The 15,294-nt window shown below is 59.9% G+C and carries 17 protein-coding genes and 1 other RNA gene; 9 read left to right on the top strand and 9 right to left on the bottom strand.

Annotated elements, in window-relative coordinates:
* Window positions 1-125: 125 nt before the first annotated feature.
* Window positions 126-629, bottom strand: a complete 504-nt coding sequence (locus tag Q1A20_RS12460) for a cytochrome c family protein (protein ID WP_298974664.1) — start codon at window positions 627-629, stop codon at window positions 126-128.
* Window positions 630-749: 120 nt separating this feature from the next.
* Between Q1A20_RS12460 and Q1A20_RS12465 the strand changes: the two genes are divergently transcribed.
* Window positions 750-1,595, top strand: a complete 846-nt coding sequence (locus Q1A20_RS12465; RefSeq protein ID WP_299408145.1) for a prephenate dehydratase — start codon at window positions 750-752, stop codon at window positions 1,593-1,595.
* A gap of 10 nt (window positions 1,596-1,605) precedes the next feature.
* On the opposite strand, the gene Q1A20_RS12470 is transcribed toward Q1A20_RS12465, so the two are convergent.
* From Q1A20_RS12470 to nudC, 3 genes are all read right to left on the bottom strand, one after another.
* Window positions 1,606-2,475 carry a hypothetical protein gene (locus Q1A20_RS12470; protein ID WP_299408148.1) on the bottom strand — a complete coding sequence of 290 codons (870 nt, stop codon included), beginning with the start codon at window positions 2,473-2,475 and terminating at the stop codon, window positions 1,606-1,608.
* A gap of 80 nt (window positions 2,476-2,555) precedes the next feature.
* A complete protein-coding gene (locus Q1A20_RS12475) occupies window positions 2,556-3,023 on the bottom strand; it encodes an SRPBCC family protein (protein WP_299408150.1) in 468 nt (155 codons plus the stop codon).
* Window positions 3,024-3,060: 37 nt separating this feature from the next.
* Window positions 3,061-4,029, bottom strand: a complete 969-nt coding sequence (gene nudC, locus Q1A20_RS12480) for an NAD(+) diphosphatase (RefSeq protein ID WP_299917008.1) — start codon at window positions 4,027-4,029, stop codon at window positions 3,061-3,063.
* A gap of 151 nt (window positions 4,030-4,180) precedes the next feature.
* Here nudC and Q1A20_RS12485 point away from each other — a divergent pair, with 151 nt between their 5' ends.
* Window positions 4,181-6,052 (top strand): 5'-nucleotidase C-terminal domain-containing protein, encoded by a 1,872-nt coding sequence (locus Q1A20_RS12485; RefSeq protein WP_299917009.1) that lies wholly within the window; start codon window positions 4,181-4,183, stop codon window positions 6,050-6,052.
* Between the two features lie 44 nt (window positions 6,053-6,096).
* Window positions 6,097-6,195: signal recognition particle sRNA small type (gene ffs / locus Q1A20_RS12490), an RNA gene on the top strand.
* A gap of 26 nt (window positions 6,196-6,221) precedes the next feature.
* Here ffs and Q1A20_RS12495 read toward each other — a convergent pair.
* Window positions 6,222-7,100 carry an alpha/beta fold hydrolase gene (locus Q1A20_RS12495; RefSeq protein ID WP_299408156.1) on the bottom strand — a complete coding sequence of 293 codons (879 nt, stop codon included), beginning with the start codon at window positions 7,098-7,100 and terminating at the stop codon, window positions 6,222-6,224.
* Between the two features lie 88 nt (window positions 7,101-7,188).
* Between Q1A20_RS12495 and Q1A20_RS12500 the strand changes: the two genes are divergently transcribed.
* Window positions 7,189-7,752 carry a TetR/AcrR family transcriptional regulator gene (locus Q1A20_RS12500; protein ID WP_299408158.1) on the top strand — a complete coding sequence of 188 codons (564 nt, stop codon included), beginning with the start codon at window positions 7,189-7,191 and terminating at the stop codon, window positions 7,750-7,752.
* Between the two features lie 31 nt (window positions 7,753-7,783).
* Here Q1A20_RS12500 and Q1A20_RS12505 read toward each other — a convergent pair whose 3' ends face one another.
* Window positions 7,784-8,623 carry a neutral zinc metallopeptidase gene (locus tag Q1A20_RS12505; protein ID WP_299408160.1) on the bottom strand — a complete coding sequence of 280 codons (840 nt, stop codon included), beginning with the start codon at window positions 8,621-8,623 and terminating at the stop codon, window positions 7,784-7,786.
* A 185-nt stretch (window positions 8,624-8,808) separates the two neighbouring features.
* On the opposite strand from Q1A20_RS12505, the gene Q1A20_RS12510 reads away from it, so the two are divergent.
* From Q1A20_RS12510 to recR, 4 genes are all read left to right on the top strand, one after another.
* The gene (locus tag Q1A20_RS12510; RefSeq protein ID WP_299917010.1) at window positions 8,809-10,575 is read left to right on the top strand and encodes a DNA polymerase III subunit gamma/tau; all 1,767 of its coding nucleotides are present in this window, start codon (window positions 8,809-8,811) and stop codon (window positions 10,573-10,575) included.
* Complete coding sequence (locus Q1A20_RS12515; RefSeq protein WP_299408165.1) at window positions 10,568-10,966, top strand: RidA family protein; 399 nt, start codon at window positions 10,568-10,570, stop codon at window positions 10,964-10,966. Before Q1A20_RS12510 ends, Q1A20_RS12515 begins: the two co-directional genes overlap by 8 nt.
* 51 nt (window positions 10,967-11,017) lie before the next feature.
* The gene (locus Q1A20_RS12520) at window positions 11,018-11,362 is read left to right on the top strand and encodes a YbaB/EbfC family nucleoid-associated protein (RefSeq protein ID WP_299408168.1); all 345 of its coding nucleotides are present in this window, start codon (window positions 11,018-11,020) and stop codon (window positions 11,360-11,362) included.
* A 104-nt stretch (window positions 11,363-11,466) separates the two neighbouring features.
* A complete protein-coding gene (gene recR / locus Q1A20_RS12525; RefSeq protein WP_299408171.1) occupies window positions 11,467-12,060 on the top strand; it encodes a recombination mediator RecR in 594 nt (197 codons plus the stop codon).
* Here recR and Q1A20_RS12530 read toward each other — a convergent pair.
* The 3 genes from Q1A20_RS12530 to Q1A20_RS12540 all read right to left on the bottom strand — a co-directional run bounded on the left by Q1A20_RS12530 (window position 12,057) and on the right by Q1A20_RS12540 (window position 14,518).
* Window positions 12,057-12,398: a RidA family protein gene (locus tag Q1A20_RS12530; RefSeq protein WP_299408173.1), complete on the bottom strand. Its 342-nt coding sequence runs from the start codon at window positions 12,396-12,398 to the stop codon at window positions 12,057-12,059. The genes recR and Q1A20_RS12530 overlap by 4 nt on opposite strands.
* 127 nt (window positions 12,399-12,525) lie before the next feature.
* A complete protein-coding gene (locus Q1A20_RS12535) occupies window positions 12,526-13,626 on the bottom strand; it encodes an endonuclease/exonuclease/phosphatase family protein (protein ID WP_299408176.1) in 1,101 nt (366 codons plus the stop codon).
* Between the two features lie 118 nt (window positions 13,627-13,744).
* A complete protein-coding gene (locus tag Q1A20_RS12540; RefSeq protein WP_298974637.1) occupies window positions 13,745-14,518 on the bottom strand; it encodes a DUF1013 domain-containing protein in 774 nt (257 codons plus the stop codon).
* Between the two features lie 139 nt (window positions 14,519-14,657).
* On the opposite strand from Q1A20_RS12540, the gene Q1A20_RS12545 reads away from it, so the two are divergent.
* Window positions 14,658-15,287 carry a ribonuclease T2 gene (locus Q1A20_RS12545; RefSeq protein WP_299917011.1) on the top strand — a complete coding sequence of 210 codons (630 nt, stop codon included), beginning with the start codon at window positions 14,658-14,660 and terminating at the stop codon, window positions 15,285-15,287.
* Window positions 15,288-15,294: the final 7 nt, after the last annotated feature.

Here is a 15,294-nt window from a genome sequence, read left to right on the forward strand (position 1 = left end):
ACGGGACGTTGCGCCAAGTTACAAGTTGCGAAAATGTGATCCGAGGTGTCGAAAGCCGCCGACGCGCAACAAAAAAGCCACTTGCATTTCAACAAGCGGCTTTTTTGGTTAAAGACCGGTTAATATCAGTCGTCGAGGCTGTCCAGATAGGCAATCAGGTCGGCGCGCTCTTCAACTTTCTTAAGACCCGCAAAGCTCATCGACGTGCCCGGAGCATAGGAGGAAGGTTTCTCAAGGAACCCGTTCAGGTTGTCCGCGCTCCATGCACCGTCCATCGAAGCCAGCGTGTCTGAGTAGTTGAAACCGCCAACGGCGCCCTTATCGCGTCCAACCACGCCATAAAGGTGCGGACCGGTACCGTTCTCGCCATCAACCAGCTTGTGACAGGCAGAACACTTGCGGAAAACCTTGGCGCCATCCTCGGCGCTGGCGGATGCGAGGATCGTTGCGAAATCCACTTCCTCGACCTCAGCAACTTCTTCGCCGCCCTCCACTTCGATCACATATGATGCTTCGCCGTGGCTATCTACGTGGTACAGCTCTTCGGCCATCCATTTACCAAGAAGGAGCACAAGCAGCGCGCCGCAGATGCCGCCGGCCGCTTTGGTGAAGGTCATTGTATCAAACATGGCTTTATGGTCCGTTGCTATGCATTTGCGCGGTATCTATTGCTTCACCTTGCTGGTGGCAAGGTGTACTTACCGCGACCAATCGACCCCGCATAGAAGAAAAATACCAAGGACCACTTAATGAGCACCGCAACTTCCGCCCGTATCGCATTTCAGGGTGAACTTGGCGCCTATAGCCACGAAGCCTGCCGCATGGCCCGACCCAATATGACCCCCGTGCCCTGCGCCACCTTTGAGGATGCGATTGATGCGGTGCGGTCGGGCAAAGCCGAGCTGGCGATGCTGCCGGTCGAAAACTCCACCTACGGACGCGTCGCGGACATCCATTCGCTGTTGCCGAAGTCGGGCCTGAACATCATCGAAGAGGCTTTTGTCCGCGTTCACATCAACCTGCTGGCGCTTCCCGGTACGAAAATCGCTGATGTCAAAAGTGCCATGAGCCACACCGTTTTGTTGGGGCAATGCAAGGATTTCCTCGCACAACATGGCATTTCCCGCGTGACCGGCGCGGACACCGCGGGTTCGGCCAAGGACGTGGCGGCGGGCGGCGATCCGACCATGGCCGCACTCGCCAGCGAATTGGCCGGCGAGATCTATGGCCTCGACCTGCTGGCGCGGCACATCGAGGATGAGGGCAACAACACCACGCGCTTTCTGCTGATGTCGCCCCAGGCCGATATCACGCGCCGGGGCGATCACGGGATGATCACCAGCTTTGTCTTTGAGGTCCGCAACATCCCGGCGGCGCTCTACAAGGCCATGGGCGGCTTTGCCACCAACGGGATCAACATGACCAAGCTGGAAAGCTATATGGTTGGTGGCTCGTTCACCGCTACGCAGTTTTATGCCGATATCGAAGGCCACCCGGATGATCCCGGCGTGCGTCGCGCGTTGGATGAGTTGGATTACTTCACCAATATGGTCGAAATACTGGGTGTCTACCCGGCGGACCCCGGGCGCAACTGAAGGTTCAGGATCAGCTGAGCGCTCGAACCTCACGCCGCAACTTGCCGAGCAGCGTCAGGTCGCGCGACCCCTCAAGGACGGCTCGGGCCGAGGCGCTGACCTGCGCGCCAAGGTGGTCAAACCACATCAACAGGGCTTCGCCCACTGCCAGCTTTTCGTTGATTTCAAAGATCTCGACCAGGGTACCCTCATCGCCCAGATCGGTCAGCGTGATTTCGCATGTTCCCTTGTTGAAATCCCGATTGCGGGCGCTGGTTCTGGCGTGGAATTTGTACGCATACCGCCGATGCAATGCGAACTCCGTCACCTCGACGTGCAACTCCAAAACTGCACTTCCGCCCAACCCGATTTTTTGAATATACTGCTCGGGTGCACCCGGCACGGGATCAAAGCCACGCAACGTACCGGAGTAATAAGCCTCCAGATTGTTCGGATCAGGTACCAGGCGCGCCCAGACCTGCGCAGGCGTCGACCGGGTTTTGAACCGCGACCGCAGGCGCACTGCGACCCCCAGGCCGGATTTCTGCCACCACGATCCGTAAAGGACATGATGCAGAACGGCGAACAGCACGAAGAACGAAAAGGTCGACAGCCACTCGGGCACGCCCCGCGAAAGCGTCGACAGAGCGGTGTTTTGCCAAACGCTGGTGATGAAAAAGACGATCCCGCCGAGTTCCATCACCACCCGAAAGCTTGGAAAGAGCGCCACGCCCACGAATCCCAGAACCGCTATGATCCCCATAAAGATTGCGGTGATCAGGAAGTCGAACGCGAGCGGCACGCCATCATCAACGGCGTGAAACTGCAAGAATCCCGCCAAGCCGAAAAACAGGGTACCCACCAGGATGCGGCGGTAATGGAGACGCAGAAGGGTTATCATGGCGCGACGTGACCATCGAAAAACGGTGGAGTCGGGGCGCGCTTTGGGCAAATCCAAGACGTTCGTTTGCGACGCTGGCCCTACGCGCGCGCCTGATAGCCTGCTTCGATTTCCTTGAGATACTGCGCCGCCCGCGCCTTGAAGCGTTTGTTCAACGTCGCTTTGGTAAGTTTCAAAGGTTGCAACATGACTCGCGCCGCCAGGGTTTGAGGACGCACTTCGAGGGCGATCATGATCCGCGTCCGGGTGCGCGACAGCGCGATGAGTTCGCAACTTGTGCTGCCGTAGAGCCCTGGTGAGGTCAGCTCCATCACCATCTCGTTGGGCGGATCGTAAGTGATGACTTCGACACTCAGAGACCGTTGCTTTCCGCGCAGGTCAAATTGCGCGTCCCACTTCATGCCGATGCCCGGCACCGGCAGGCCGTCCACCCGCCTGACATCCGCGCCCCGCCGCATCGCCGCGCGTTCGTAGTTCTCAAAGGATGACAACATCTCAAAAACTGCCGCGATGGGAGCTTCCATGTCCTCTTGGGTGGAGAATTTCATGCGGTCGCCTGCTCAGTCCTGTTGGCCCAGTCTCGGTTCAATCCAGCCGGTCCGCAAGCCAGTTTTCCAGCAAAAAATGCGCGATCGCCCCTTTGCGGGCGGGCAATATCTTTGGATGGTCGCTTGCAAAAATCTGCATCATCTCTTCGCGACTGATCCATAGGGCGTCTTCGATTTCCACCGGATCAATGGTGATGTCCTCGTTCAGAGCGTCCCCGCGACAGCCGAACATCAAAGAGGACGGGAAGGGCCAGGGCTGACTGGCGAGATACGACACCGGACCAACCGCGATACCGGCCTCTTCAAAAACTTCGCGGCGCACGGCGGCCTCCAATGTCTCGCCGGGTTCCACAAATCCGGCCAGCAATGAATACATGCCCTCGGGCCACCCCGGTGAGCGTCCCATCAGAACCTTGTTGCCGGAGGTGATGAGCATGATGACGACAGGATCCGTGCGCGGAAAGTGAGAGCCCGCGCATGCCGGACATTTGCGTTGCCAGCCCGCCTGGCTCATGTGGGACTTTTCACCACATTTTGAGCAAAACTTATGGCTTTCATGCCATCCGAAGATCGCCTTTCCGGTTGCCGCCAATTCGGCATCCCGCGGCGTGAGCCATGTCATGATCCGCCGCAATTCGGCAAAGGCCATCGAGGCGGGTAGTTTTGGATGTCGCTGCTCGGACGGATCGAGAAACCCACCCAAGGCTTCGGGATCCAGGTATTCGGGAACCCAGGGCGACAGATCAAACCCGAACCGACCAGCACCCTCTTCACGACCCAGAAAGATCGTCTCCGCGCTGGCCTCGGACAACACGGGATGATCGAGAGGGAGCCGCACTAGACTGGCCGGGTTTTCCGTATTGATCAGGGGTTTGCCGCGCCAGAACAGAATTGCCCGCGTATCGGGATGATTTCGCAACGTTTCGACCGCGCCATCATCGGTTCGCAATTCGCCTGCGCGATCCAGCGCGGACCCGCCAAAAGTGACTGTTTCGGCATGTTTCATCGTGTTCCCCCGCGCCTTGGCGTTGACGACTGGCACGCAGCTATCGCTGTTGCAAGACCAAAGCGCGCAGGCGCATCTGCGGTCTTGCCAACCCATGCGCGATCTGATGGATATAAACTCGTGCAAGAGTTGATTTTTTCCGACGAGGGATGTGACCAAGATAACCGGCATTTCTGAGTCCAATGCATCGGAACTACGCGTCCGTTTGCGAGTGTTGGCCACAAGCGATCTGCACATGCAGTTGGTCGCCTATGACTACGTGAACGATCAAAAGACGGGCGGCGACAGCCTCGTTCAACTGGCCACCATCATCCGGCAGGCGCGATCCGAAGCCCGGGAAACGGGCGCGATGTGCCTGCTTGTCGACAATGGCGACACCTTGCAGGGCACGCCGATGGGCGGTCATCTGGCAATGCATCCTGGTCTGAAACATCCCATGGCTGCCGCGATGAATGATCTGGGGTATGATGCGATTGGTATCGGCAACCATGACTGCGATCACGGGCTTGCGTATCTGGCGCGATGTCTCGATCAGTTTGATGCGCCCGCGATCAGCGCCAACCTGAGATCTGCCGCATTACCGGGGCTTCGCACCCATATTTTGCTGGAAAAGAATGTGCCCGGCCTGGGCGATACCGACGACGTACTGCGCGTCGGGATCGTTTCAGCTTTGCCACGCCAGACCGCATCTTGGAACCGCCATCAACTGGAAGGACAGGCGCAGGTCGCTGATCCCATTCCGGCGCTGGAAGAAGCAATTGCCGCCGCCAAAGCCGAAGGCGCGGATATCGTGATTGCGCTGGCGCACATGGGCATCGCCCAGTTTGACGAGGGGGATGACGCACAAAACCAAACCGCGGAGGTCGCCCAGCTCAAGAACGTGGATGCCGTGGTCGCGGGTCATACCCACCTGAAATTCCCGGGGCCCGATCATTCAGGTGTGAACGGCGTCGATTGCGAGAACGGCATGATCAACGGCACACCTGTGGTCATGCCAGGGTGCAGTGCATCTGAACTGGGCGTGATTGACCTGGACCTGCACCGCACCGCGCACGGAGGGTCGTGGCAGGTCACGGAGCGTGCCGCCGCCCTGCGCCACCCCACAAAAGAGACCGTTGATGACAGGGCGGTCGAGGCGCTTGCGCAAGAGGCCCATGTTCAGACTCGCACCTATCTGTCACAGCCGGTGGCCACCCTCGCGGGGCCTATGCACAGCTATTTTGCGCTCGCGCATCCCAGTCACGTGCCCGCCATGATGGCGGAGGCAAAACGCTTTGCGATCCAACAGGCGATCATCGGCACCGAGCTTGCCGATCTGCCCTTGATCGCGGCTGTTGCCACACCGGCAACCGGCGGCTTTGACGGGCCGGAGAATTTTGTCTCTCTCCCCGCAGGCCAACTCAGACGACGCCATATTGCTGGTCTCATTCCCTATTCAAATCAGGTCTGGGCGGTGAAAGCCTCCGGTGCACGGCTTTCGGGATGGCTCGAACGCTCCGCTTTGCTGTTCAATGTCCTGAGCGCCGACACCCCGGATCAGATGCTGGTGGACCCTAAGGTGCCCGGGTTCCGCTATGATGCGCTCTACGGTCTGACCTATGAAATCGATCTGACCCAACCATCTCGCTTTGACGCCGCCGGGCGCCCGGTCGAGGGCGCGCTTGGCCGCGTCCGCGATATCCGCTGGCAGGGTGAACCGGTCCATCCTGATCAGGAATTTCTGGTCGCTGTCACCGATCACCGCGCTGGCGGCGGCGGCACGTTTCGAGCGTTCAGCGACAACAACATCGTGGTGCGAAACGACGCACCCCTGTCGCAGGCCTTGATCGAATATCTGAAGAACCCGGATTACCATGTGGTAAGATCCGCCGCCCCATGGCGCTTCAAAGCCGATCTTGGTTTGCGCGCTTTCCTGCATACAGCGCCGGACGCCCTGAACCACCTGCACGACATTGCGCACCTGCGACCGGAAGCCTGTGGCTATACGCGCGACGGCTTTGTGCGATTGCGCTTGCACCTCTAGGCTCCGGGCTTGCGCCTTGGAGCTGCCTTGCCTATATGGAGCGTTGAGAGGTTGGCGCGGGCGAGCGCCTCGCCAACCCGGTCAGATCCGGAAGGAAGCAGCCGTAACGAGCCCCGCTTGGGTCGTTGTCCAGCCTCTCACCACCCGCGCTTGTGCCGCGTGTATTTCTTTAAACCCCGATATCTTTGGTGCCGAGCATGACGTCCCACAGGGCATCATTGCGACGCGCAAACGCCGAGATGTGCCCCACCTGCCTCAAGCCATGGTCCGCCGGTGCGATCCGCTGAACCTCTGCCTGTCCACCATAGAGCCGCGCCAGCCGCCGGGTGCAGATTTCCGGCACCAGATCATCATCCTTGAAGGACATCAGCCGCACCGGTGCGCCCGACCGGGACCAATCGGGCGGTGGCAGGCTTTGGGTCACGGCACCGGCAAAGACCCCTGGCGTTGTGCACCATCTGCGCCATTCCGCAAAGGCGGCTGCTGGCATATCCGCGCCGAACCCCAAAAACCGGCCGGGCATATACCCCAGCAACCGCGACATCACTGGCGGCAACCCGTACCAGAAGAACAATGCAAGACCGCGATAAGGCCATGGATGATCCGCATGGTGGACCAATCCGGCACCCACCCCGATGACCCGGTCAATGCCGCTGACATCGGCCTGCATCGGCAGCATCATCGCGCCCAGCGAATGCCCCATGACCCACAATGGGGCATCAGGGACAGCCCGACGCAGATGCGCGCGCGCCGCTAAGTTGTCACGCAGGCCCCAGTCCGACATCGTTGCCCGGCAGGCCCGCATACTGCCGTTTGCCGAGCGCCCCATGCCCCGGTAATCGTAGGTCAAAACCGCCACGCCCCGCTCAGCTGCCGCCCAATAGGCAAAGGCATTGTAATATGTCTGCGGCACCCCGGTGGCACCGTTCAGCACCAGCGCGGCACGCGGCTTAAATGGCGGCCTATAGAGCGTGCCACTCAACTCGGCGCCATCTTCGGTCTTGATCAGGCGGCGACGCACATTTGGTGTTTCGACGACTTTCAGCATGCGGACATCTCTCTGCTGCTATTGCGTTAGACCAATCAGTCTAGTTACATCTCTGGACCAATTGGTCTACTTCTGTCAAGCTCTTCTCATGAAAACCGCTGCCCTGCCCACCAAGGATCGGCTGATCCGCGCCGCCGCCCAGCTCTTCCGGTCGCGCGGGTATCATGGTGTCGGACTCAACGACCTGCTGGCAGAGGCATCGGCCCCCAAGGGCTCGCTCTATCACCACTTTCCGAACGGCAAGACGGATCTGGCCCTGGCTGCCGCGACCTGGGCATCGGATGAGATGCTCCGCGTGATCGCGGCCAGTTTTGCAGACACCAAATCCTTTGATGACGGGGCGACAACGCTGTGTTTCAAGCTCGCCAAACTCTTTGATCTCACCGGTCAGCAAGACGGCTGTCCGATTGGCTCAACGCTGTTTGAAGGGCCGGAAAACGCTGCGTTCCTAGAGCACGCGGACCGATGTTATCAGGGCTGGATCGAGGAAGTGCAGGACCACGCAACCCGCTTTGGCATGGGCGAAAAAGAAGCCCGCCAACGTGCGGACCATCTGTTTCTGCTGATCCAGGGTGGGTGGCAATTGGCACGCGCCAAGCGCAGCTCTGAGGTTCTGCGTGACCTGCCAAAACTTTTCGCCATAGCCGGTTAGCACAGACTGCTGGTTGCGTCCCGATGGATCCTCAAAGTTGGCGGGCACCAAAGGTGTCGCAATCGCGGATCGCACCACTGTCATATCCCCGCTCGAACCAGCGCGCACGCTGCGCGGAGGTGCCATGGGTGAATGTATGCGGCTGTGGCACGCGACCAGCCTGGCGCTGCAAATGGTCATCGCCGATCATGCGCGCGGCATTCAATGCTTCCTCAAGATCACCTCGCTCCATCAGCCCCTGAACCGACCGCGCCCAAACACCCGAAAAACAATCCGCCTGCAATTCCAACCGGACAGTCAGCGCATTGGCGTCCACGGTGCTCGCGCGCTGGCGGGCGTCATTCACCTGCCCCAGAATGCCCAATTGGTTTTGAACATGATGCGCCACCTCATGCGCGATCACATAGGCTGCGGCGAAGTCGCCAGCAGCCCCCAATTGCCGATCAAGTTGCACAAAAAATTGGGTATCCAGATAGGCGCTTTGATCCGCCGGGCAGTAAAACGGGCCGGTAGCGCCCGAAGCACCACCGCACCCGCTTTGCGTGACGCCTGAGAAAATGATCAGCTGTGGCGGCGCATAAGCACGCCCGACCTGTTGGGCAAAAACCTGGCTCCAGACCTCCTCAGTGGTGGTCAGAACCTTGGCGGAAAACGCGACGGCCTCGGTTTCTTCGGCAGTGGCCGGGCGGCTTTGCTCGGTCGGCGCATTGCCCCCTTGCAACAGCGGCGTGACGTCGATGCCGGTGAAGTAACCAATCGCCAGAACAGCCAGAATACCAACCAGCCCCATGCCACCGGCACGCCCGCCCCGTGCGCGGCCACCGCGCCTGACAGACACGTTCTTGCTGGATCTGATGCCGCGCAACCGCATGGGCGCCCTCCTGTTCCCATCGCCATGGGCATCATAACGCCTGAGGCGGGCCAAAGGTCCATAAGAAACATGGATGTCGCGCTTTATCGACGACAGCGACCATTCCCCCATGCCCCGGTTTACGTCCATCCTTGCTGCGCATACGCTATGGTCTGATCATCGAATCTCTACCCCAAGGCAGGTGCATGACCGAGACCGAAAAAAACCAATATCAGGTGCTGGCGCGCAAATACCGGCCTGAGACCTTTGCGGATCTGGTGGGTCAGGACGCGATGGTGCGGACGCTGAAAAATGCCTTTGAAGCGGACCGGATCGCACAGGCCTTTGTGATGACGGGCATCCGCGGGACGGGCAAGACCACGACCGCGCGGATCATTGCCAAGGGCATGAATTGCATCGGCGCGGATGGCGCGGGCGGGCCCACGACTGAGCCCTGCGGTGTCTGCGAGCATTGCAGCGCGATCATGGAAGGGCGCCATGTCGATGTGATGGAGATGGACGCAGCCTCGAACACAGGTGTGGCCAATATTCGCGAAATCATCGATTCCGTGCACTACCGCGCCGCCTCCGCGCGCTACAAAGTCTATATCATCGACGAAGTGCACATGCTGTCGACGGGTGCCTTCAACGCGCTGCTGAAAACGCTGGAAGAGCCGCCCGCGCATGTGAAGTTCATCTTTGCAACCACGGAGATTCGCAAGGTCCCGGTGACCGTGCTGTCCCGCTGTCAGCGGTTTGATCTGCGGCGGATTGAGCCGGAAGTCATGATTGCCCTGATGCGCAAGATTGCCGCTGCTGAGAGCGCAGAAATTGCCGAGGATGCATTGGCCCTGATTGCCCGTGCGGCGGAAGGCTCCGCGCGCGATGCAACATCGCTGCTCGATCAGGCGATCAGCCACGGCGCAGGCGAAACCACCGCCCTGCAGGTGCGCGCCATGCTGGGGCTGGCGGACCGGGGCCGGGTTCTGGATCTCTTCGACATGATCCTGAAAGGCGATGCTGCCGCGGCCCTGACGGAGCTCTCCGCACAATATGCCGAAGGGGCGGACCCGATGGCGGTATTGCGGGATCTGGCGGAAATCACCCATTGGGTGTCCGTTGTGAAAATCACACCGGAAGCAGCAGAGGATCCCACCGTTTCACCGGACGAGCGCAGCCGGGGGCTGGCCATGGCGGAGGCTTTGCCAATGCGCGTGCTGACACGGCTGTGGCAGATGTTGCTGAAAGCTCTGGATGAGGTGGCAAGTGCGCCCAATGCGATGATGGCGGCAGAAATGGCGATCATCCGGCTGACCCATGTAGCCGATCTGCCGAGCCCGGAAGAATTGGTGCGCAAATTGCAGGGTACCACGCCCCCTGCGACACCGGCGCCAAATGGATCCGGTGGTGGACCTGCGCAGGGCGCAGGCGCGCGTGCCGCGGGCGGGGGGGCCTCGGCTGTCGCCTCGGCCCGGAGCAACGCGGGCACCGGCGCAGGACCAGCCACGGCGCAGGCGATTGATCTGGACGCAGCGCTGGCGCGCTTCCCAACCTTTGATCACATCGTTGAGTTGATCCGCGCCAACCGGGACGGCAAGCTGCTGGCGGATGTCGAAACGGATCTGCGGCTTGTCTCCTATCAACCGGGCCGGATCGAATTTGAACCTACCGAGCGCGCACCGCGGGATCTGGCACAACGACTTGGGCAAAGGCTGCAAATGTGGACCGGCAACCGCTGGGCCGTGACCGTCGTGAGCGATGGTGGTGACAAGACCATCGACGAGGTGCGAAACGCCAAGAAATACGCGCTTGAAGCCGAGGCAAAAGAGCACCCCCTGATGCAGGCCGTGCTTGCACAGTTTCCAAAGGCGACGATAAAAGATATTCGCACGCCCGATCAGATCGCGGCCGAAGCGGTGCAGGAGGCGCTGCCCGAGGTCGAGGACGAGTGGGATCCTTTTGAGGATGACTGAACCGCAGGCGCTGATCCCACCCGCCATGGCCGCGCTGGAACGGGACTGGCAGATGTCCCCGGGTATCGTGTCAAACGGCCATATTTTCCTGACCGGGTTCAACGGTTGCCCGCTGGAGGGCGCGCCCTCACCCGATCCGGAAACGCAGATCACAACCGCCTTCGACATGGTCGAAATGGTGCTGGCTGAGGCGGGCCTCAGCCTTGCCGATGTGGTCGAGATGACCTCCTTTCATGTTGGGCTGGCCGATCATCTGTCGCTGTTTCGCAGGTTGCGGGCAGAACGGATAAACCGGCCCTACCCCGCGTGGACGGCCCTGGAGGTAGCAGGTTTTGCCACCCCCGGCGTGATTGTTGAGCTTAAGGTGGTCGCCCGGCTTAAAAGTGACTAAGTAACAGGACAACAGCGGCGCAAGCCAACAACCGACACGAAGGAACACGACATGCTCAAAGGATTAGGCGGACTCGGCGATATGGCCGGGATGATGAAAAAGGCGCAGGAAATGCAGGGCAAGATGGCGCAACTGCAAGAAGATATGCAGAAAATCATGGTCGAAGGCTCGTCCGGTGCGGGCCTCGTGACGGCAAGCTGCACGGCAAAGGGTGAGTTGAAAACATTGAATATCGACCCCTCGATCTTCAATGGTGACGACAAGGAAGTGGTCGAGGACCTGATCCTTGCGGCGATCAAGGACGCTCAGACCAAGGCCGCCGAGCGCGCGCAGGAAGAGATGTCAAAACTGACCGAAGGGATGGGCCTGCCCGCCGACATGAAGCTGCCCTTCTAGCGCGCAACTTGTTCGGCAAACCAACGATAGTAAAACAGAGCGGGTTGTCTCAGGACGCCTGCGATTTCCCACCCTCTTTTGAGTGAAACACCCCCCGACAACATATGAGCAGCACCAAAGACATCGACGCGCTGATCGACCTGATGGCCAAATTGCCGGGCCTCGGACCGCGATCGGCACGGCGGGCGGTGCTGCACCTCATCCGCAAACGCAGCCTGCTGCTCACCCCGCTTGCGGATGTGATGCAAACGGTGGCGGTCACGGCCCGCGAATGTCTGAATTGCGGGAATGTCGGGACCCTGGACATCTGCGACATCTGCACTTCGGAGAAGCGCGCAAACGGCGAGCTTTGCGTGGTCGAGGATGTGGCAGACCTTTGGGCGATGGAGCGCTCCGGCGTGTTCAAGGGGCGTTACCATGTGCTGGGCGGCACGCTGTCCGCCCTTGATGCCGTGGGCCCTGACGAGCTGCGGATTCCGCGCCTGATTGATCGGGTGCCATCAGAAAACATTACAGAGGTCATTCTGGCGCTGAACGCCACCATCGATGGGCAAACCACGGCGCATTACATCGCGGACCAACTGGATGGGCAGGTCACCCTGACCTCGCTGGCGCAGGGTGTGCCCATTGGCGGCGAGCTCGATTACCTTGATGACGGCACCATCACAGCGGCGATGCGGGCGCGCAAAACGATCTAGTCGTAGGCGGCGTCCACGATAATTTCGACCTTCAGTTCCGGGCGTGCCAGTTTGGCCTCGCCACAGGCGCGCGCTGGCGCATGGCCTTCCGGCACCCAGGCGTTCCAGACCTCATTCAACCCGGCGAAATCGCTCATATCCGAGAGCCATATGGTCGCTCGCAACATCTTTTCACGGGATGAGCCTGCCTGGATCAGCAAGGCGTCGAGACGGCGCAGGCACTCTTCGGTCTGCGCCTGAATGGTTTCGCCTTCGCCAACCTGACCGGTGATATAGGCAACACCCTGATGTTTCACGATCTTGGAAGATCTCACCCCAGTATCGATGCGTTCAATCATTCTTTGGTCCTTTGCGGGTTAACCAGCGGTCTTGCCTCAATGACGGCAAAAATGCGAGCGCGCAAGATAGCATCAAAGCCGCCTACGCAAGAAACGGAAGTGGGGCGCATCGGTATCATCCAACGCGTCAGTCTTTCTCCCAATCCTCACCGATTGGTGCGCGATCACGTTGTCTTTCATCCCGGATCATTGATCGCACCTCCACCTCTTCTTCCACGGTCGCAGGCTCGATTGGGGTGGCATCAGCAGGCTGAGCCGTCAGCGCCAGTTGGAAGAAAATCGGAAAGTGATCCGACCCGATATGATCGAGGCGCTTGATGGAGACGAGACGGAATTGCGCGCTGTGAAACAGATGATCCAGCGGCCATCTGAACACCGCATAATCCGCGTGAAATGTATTATAGAGGCCACGCCCGACACGGGGGTCCAGCAAGCCCGAAAGCCGCTGAAACCGCCGTGTTGTGGTGGACCAGGCGACATCGTTCAGATCGCCCGCGACGATGGTTGGCACCGCCGCCCGCTGCGCTTCCAGCCCGACAAGCGCGATCTCACTGTCGCGCCCCTTGGTGTCGTGATCAATCACAGGCGGTTCCGGGTGCAGGATATGCAGCTCTACAGGATCGCCAGACGGCAGGGTCAGACCGGTCCGGATCGACGGCACATTTTCTGTGATGAGCATGCGCACTTTGGTGTCATGCAAGGTCAGCCGAGACATCAGGCACAGACCGTACCCATTGTCCTGCGGGACCTTCACCCAATTTTCATAGGTGTCGCGAAACGCCTCTTCGAGCGCTTGCGTCCACTCCGCATCGACCTCAATCGCAACCGCGACGTCCGGGTCTTGGTCTTTGATCAGGCGCATGAGCCGCGCGTAGGACCTGTTGGACATTTTGACATTCGCACAGAGCAGTGACATCTGGCGCGTCTTATCGGCAAGCTGTGACGGGGTCGCGCGGTGCGATCGCTTTGGCCAAATCGGTGTGAACTTGATGATATAGCCCAGTTGCACAAAAGCGATGATCCCAAGCATCACCGCAGGTCCGCGCAACGGCCCGCCCATCATCACGGCAAACACCGCCGCAAGAGCGGCCAGGATCGCCATTTGCGCGCGGGGAAAGGCCAACCCCCGTATCGCGCCGAACGGCAGCTTCGAGAGTGGGAGCAAGGTGGCCAATGCCAAGGCACCGGTGAGGCTCCAGAGGGCGTAACCTGCCAACGACATTGCCATGGGGGTGCAATCCTTCCACGGATAAACTGTCAGAGGTCTGTCCGGTTCCAAACAGAGCCCGAAAAGACAAACTGCCCGGCGGTTTTACAACGCAGGACAGTTTTTGAATTTCAAGGCGTCAGTCGCGCTTGGTCTCTTCTTCGGTCTCATCATCATGGGTGCCATCGGGCAGGTTGAAGAAACTATCCGCATCGGAGAAGTCGCCCGCAGATTCTTCTTCGGTTGCCTCTTCCGCGTCACCCGCCAGCGTGAAGGTCTCCAACCCTTCGATGGCGGTGGGGATTTTGGGCTCCGCGTCCATGCCAAGGCTCTGCTCGGTGCTCACCAGCTTGCGGCGTTCGTCGTCGCTCATTACTGGCGCATCGGCGGCTTTCTTGGCCGCCGCTTTCTGCACCACCGCGTCCAGTTCGGATTGTTTGCAGAGCCCCAGGGCCACTGGATCGATGGGCTGAATGTTGGAAATGTTCCAATGCGTCCGCTCGCGGATCGCCTGAATGGTCGGCTTGGTGGTGCCGACCAGCTTGCTGATCTGCCCATCGGTCAATTCTGGATGGAATTTCACCAGCCACAGGATCGATGCGGGCCGGTCCTGCCGTTTGCTGAGCGGTGTATAGCGCGGGCCACGGCGTTTTTCCTCACCCTGGGCTGCGGCGTTGAATTTCAGCTGCAGCTTGTGCAGCGGGTTGCCCTGCGCGGTGTCGATCTCATCCTGTGTCAGTTGATTATTGGCAATCGGGTCGAACCCCTTCACGCCCTGTGCCACATCGCCATCTGCGATGCCCTGCACTTCCAGCTCATGCATACCGACAAAATCGGCGATCTGCTTGAAGCTGATTGTTGTGTTGTCTACCAGCCATACGGCTGTGGCCTTCGCCATGATCGGTTTTGCCATTGTCGGTCTCCTGTCTCATATGTCGCGGCCCACACCTCATCCGTCGCCTGAAAAGGCTGTCCCGGTGGTCTGGGACGGTTTCCATTGTGGGGGAACTTGTGGCTTATATAGGCTGGACGGTGAAATAAGGAAAGACCCAATGCGCGCGATCCTATTGTGGCTGATGATGGCCGTGCCGCTGGCCGCACAGGAAAACAAGCCCGGCGCGTTTGACTATTATGTCATGTCGCTCAGTTGGTCGCCCAATTGGTGTGCTCTTGAGGGGGATGCACGCCGGTCCCCGCAATGCGATGCAGATCGGGGCCACGGCTGGATTCTGCATGGGTTGTGGCCGCAATACGCGCGGGGGTACCCGTCTTATTGTCAAACCCTCGCACGGGCCCCGAGCCGTCAGATGACAGCAGAGATGGCCGACATCATGGGCACGCCGGGTCTCGCCTGGCATCAATGGAAAAAACATGGTGTCTGTTCCGGTCTGGATGCTGATGCATATTACGCGCTGTCCCGCGAGGCCTATGCCACGATCATCCGGCCCGAGGTGTTTCGACGGTTAGAAGATCCCGTCAAACTGCCTGCCAAAGTGGTGGAGGAGGCCTTCCTGAAAGCAAATCCGCAGCTTGATGCCGATATGATCACCATCACCTGCCGCGATGGTCACATTCAGGAAGCACGCATCTGCCTGTCAAAAGATCTGGCGCCGGTGCCCTGCGGGCGCGATGTCATCCGGGATTGCCGCCGGTCGGACGCGCTCTTCACCCCCATCCGCTAACCGTTAG

Source organism: uncultured Roseobacter sp. (assembly GCF_947501835.1).
Lineage (GTDB): Bacteria > Pseudomonadota > Alphaproteobacteria > Rhodobacterales > Rhodobacteraceae > Roseobacter.

What these genes read in the sequence shown, in the direction of transcription:
- Q1A20_RS12515 (WP_299408165.1), top strand. Translation starts at nt 10,568, where the DNA reads ATGACTGAACCGCAGGCGCTGATCCCACCCGCCATGGCCGCGCTGGAA.
- recR (WP_299408171.1), top strand. Translation starts at nt 11,467, where the DNA reads ATGAGCAGCACCAAAGACATCGACGCGCTGATCGACCTGATGGCCAAA.
- Q1A20_RS12505 (WP_299408160.1), bottom strand. Translation starts at nt 8,623, where the DNA reads ATGCGGTTGCGCGGCATCAGATCCAGCAAGAACGTGTCTGTCAGGCGC.
- Q1A20_RS12460 (WP_298974664.1), bottom strand. Translation starts at nt 629, where the DNA reads ATGTTTGATACAATGACCTTCACCAAAGCGGCCGGCGGCATCTGCGGC.
- Q1A20_RS12510 (WP_299917010.1), top strand. Translation starts at nt 8,809, where the DNA reads ATGACCGAGACCGAAAAAAACCAATATCAGGTGCTGGCGCGCAAATAC.
- Q1A20_RS12470 (WP_299408148.1), bottom strand. Translation starts at nt 2,475, where the DNA reads ATGATAACCCTTCTGCGTCTCCATTACCGCCGCATCCTGGTGGGTACC.
- Q1A20_RS12495 (WP_299408156.1), bottom strand. Translation starts at nt 7,100, where the DNA reads ATGCTGAAAGTCGTCGAAACACCAAATGTGCGTCGCCGCCTGATCAAG.
- Q1A20_RS12500 (WP_299408158.1), top strand. Translation starts at nt 7,189, where the DNA reads ATGAAAACCGCTGCCCTGCCCACCAAGGATCGGCTGATCCGCGCCGCC.
- Q1A20_RS12540 (WP_298974637.1), bottom strand. Translation starts at nt 14,518, where the DNA reads ATGGCAAAACCGATCATGGCGAAGGCCACAGCCGTATGGCTGGTAGAC.
- Q1A20_RS12545 (WP_299917011.1), top strand. Translation starts at nt 14,658, where the DNA reads ATGCGCGCGATCCTATTGTGGCTGATGATGGCCGTGCCGCTGGCCGCA.
- Q1A20_RS12530 (WP_299408173.1), bottom strand. Translation starts at nt 12,398, where the DNA reads ATGATTGAACGCATCGATACTGGGGTGAGATCTTCCAAGATCGTGAAA.
- Q1A20_RS12465 (WP_299408145.1), top strand. Translation starts at nt 750, where the DNA reads ATGAGCACCGCAACTTCCGCCCGTATCGCATTTCAGGGTGAACTTGGC.
- Q1A20_RS12475 (WP_299408150.1), bottom strand. Translation starts at nt 3,023, where the DNA reads ATGAAATTCTCCACCCAAGAGGACATGGAAGCTCCCATCGCGGCAGTT.
- Q1A20_RS12520 (WP_299408168.1), top strand. Translation starts at nt 11,018, where the DNA reads ATGCTCAAAGGATTAGGCGGACTCGGCGATATGGCCGGGATGATGAAA.
- Q1A20_RS12535 (WP_299408176.1), bottom strand. Translation starts at nt 13,626, where the DNA reads ATGGCAATGTCGTTGGCAGGTTACGCCCTCTGGAGCCTCACCGGTGCC.
- nudC (WP_299917008.1), bottom strand. Translation starts at nt 4,029, where the DNA reads ATGAAACATGCCGAAACAGTCACTTTTGGCGGGTCCGCGCTGGATCGC.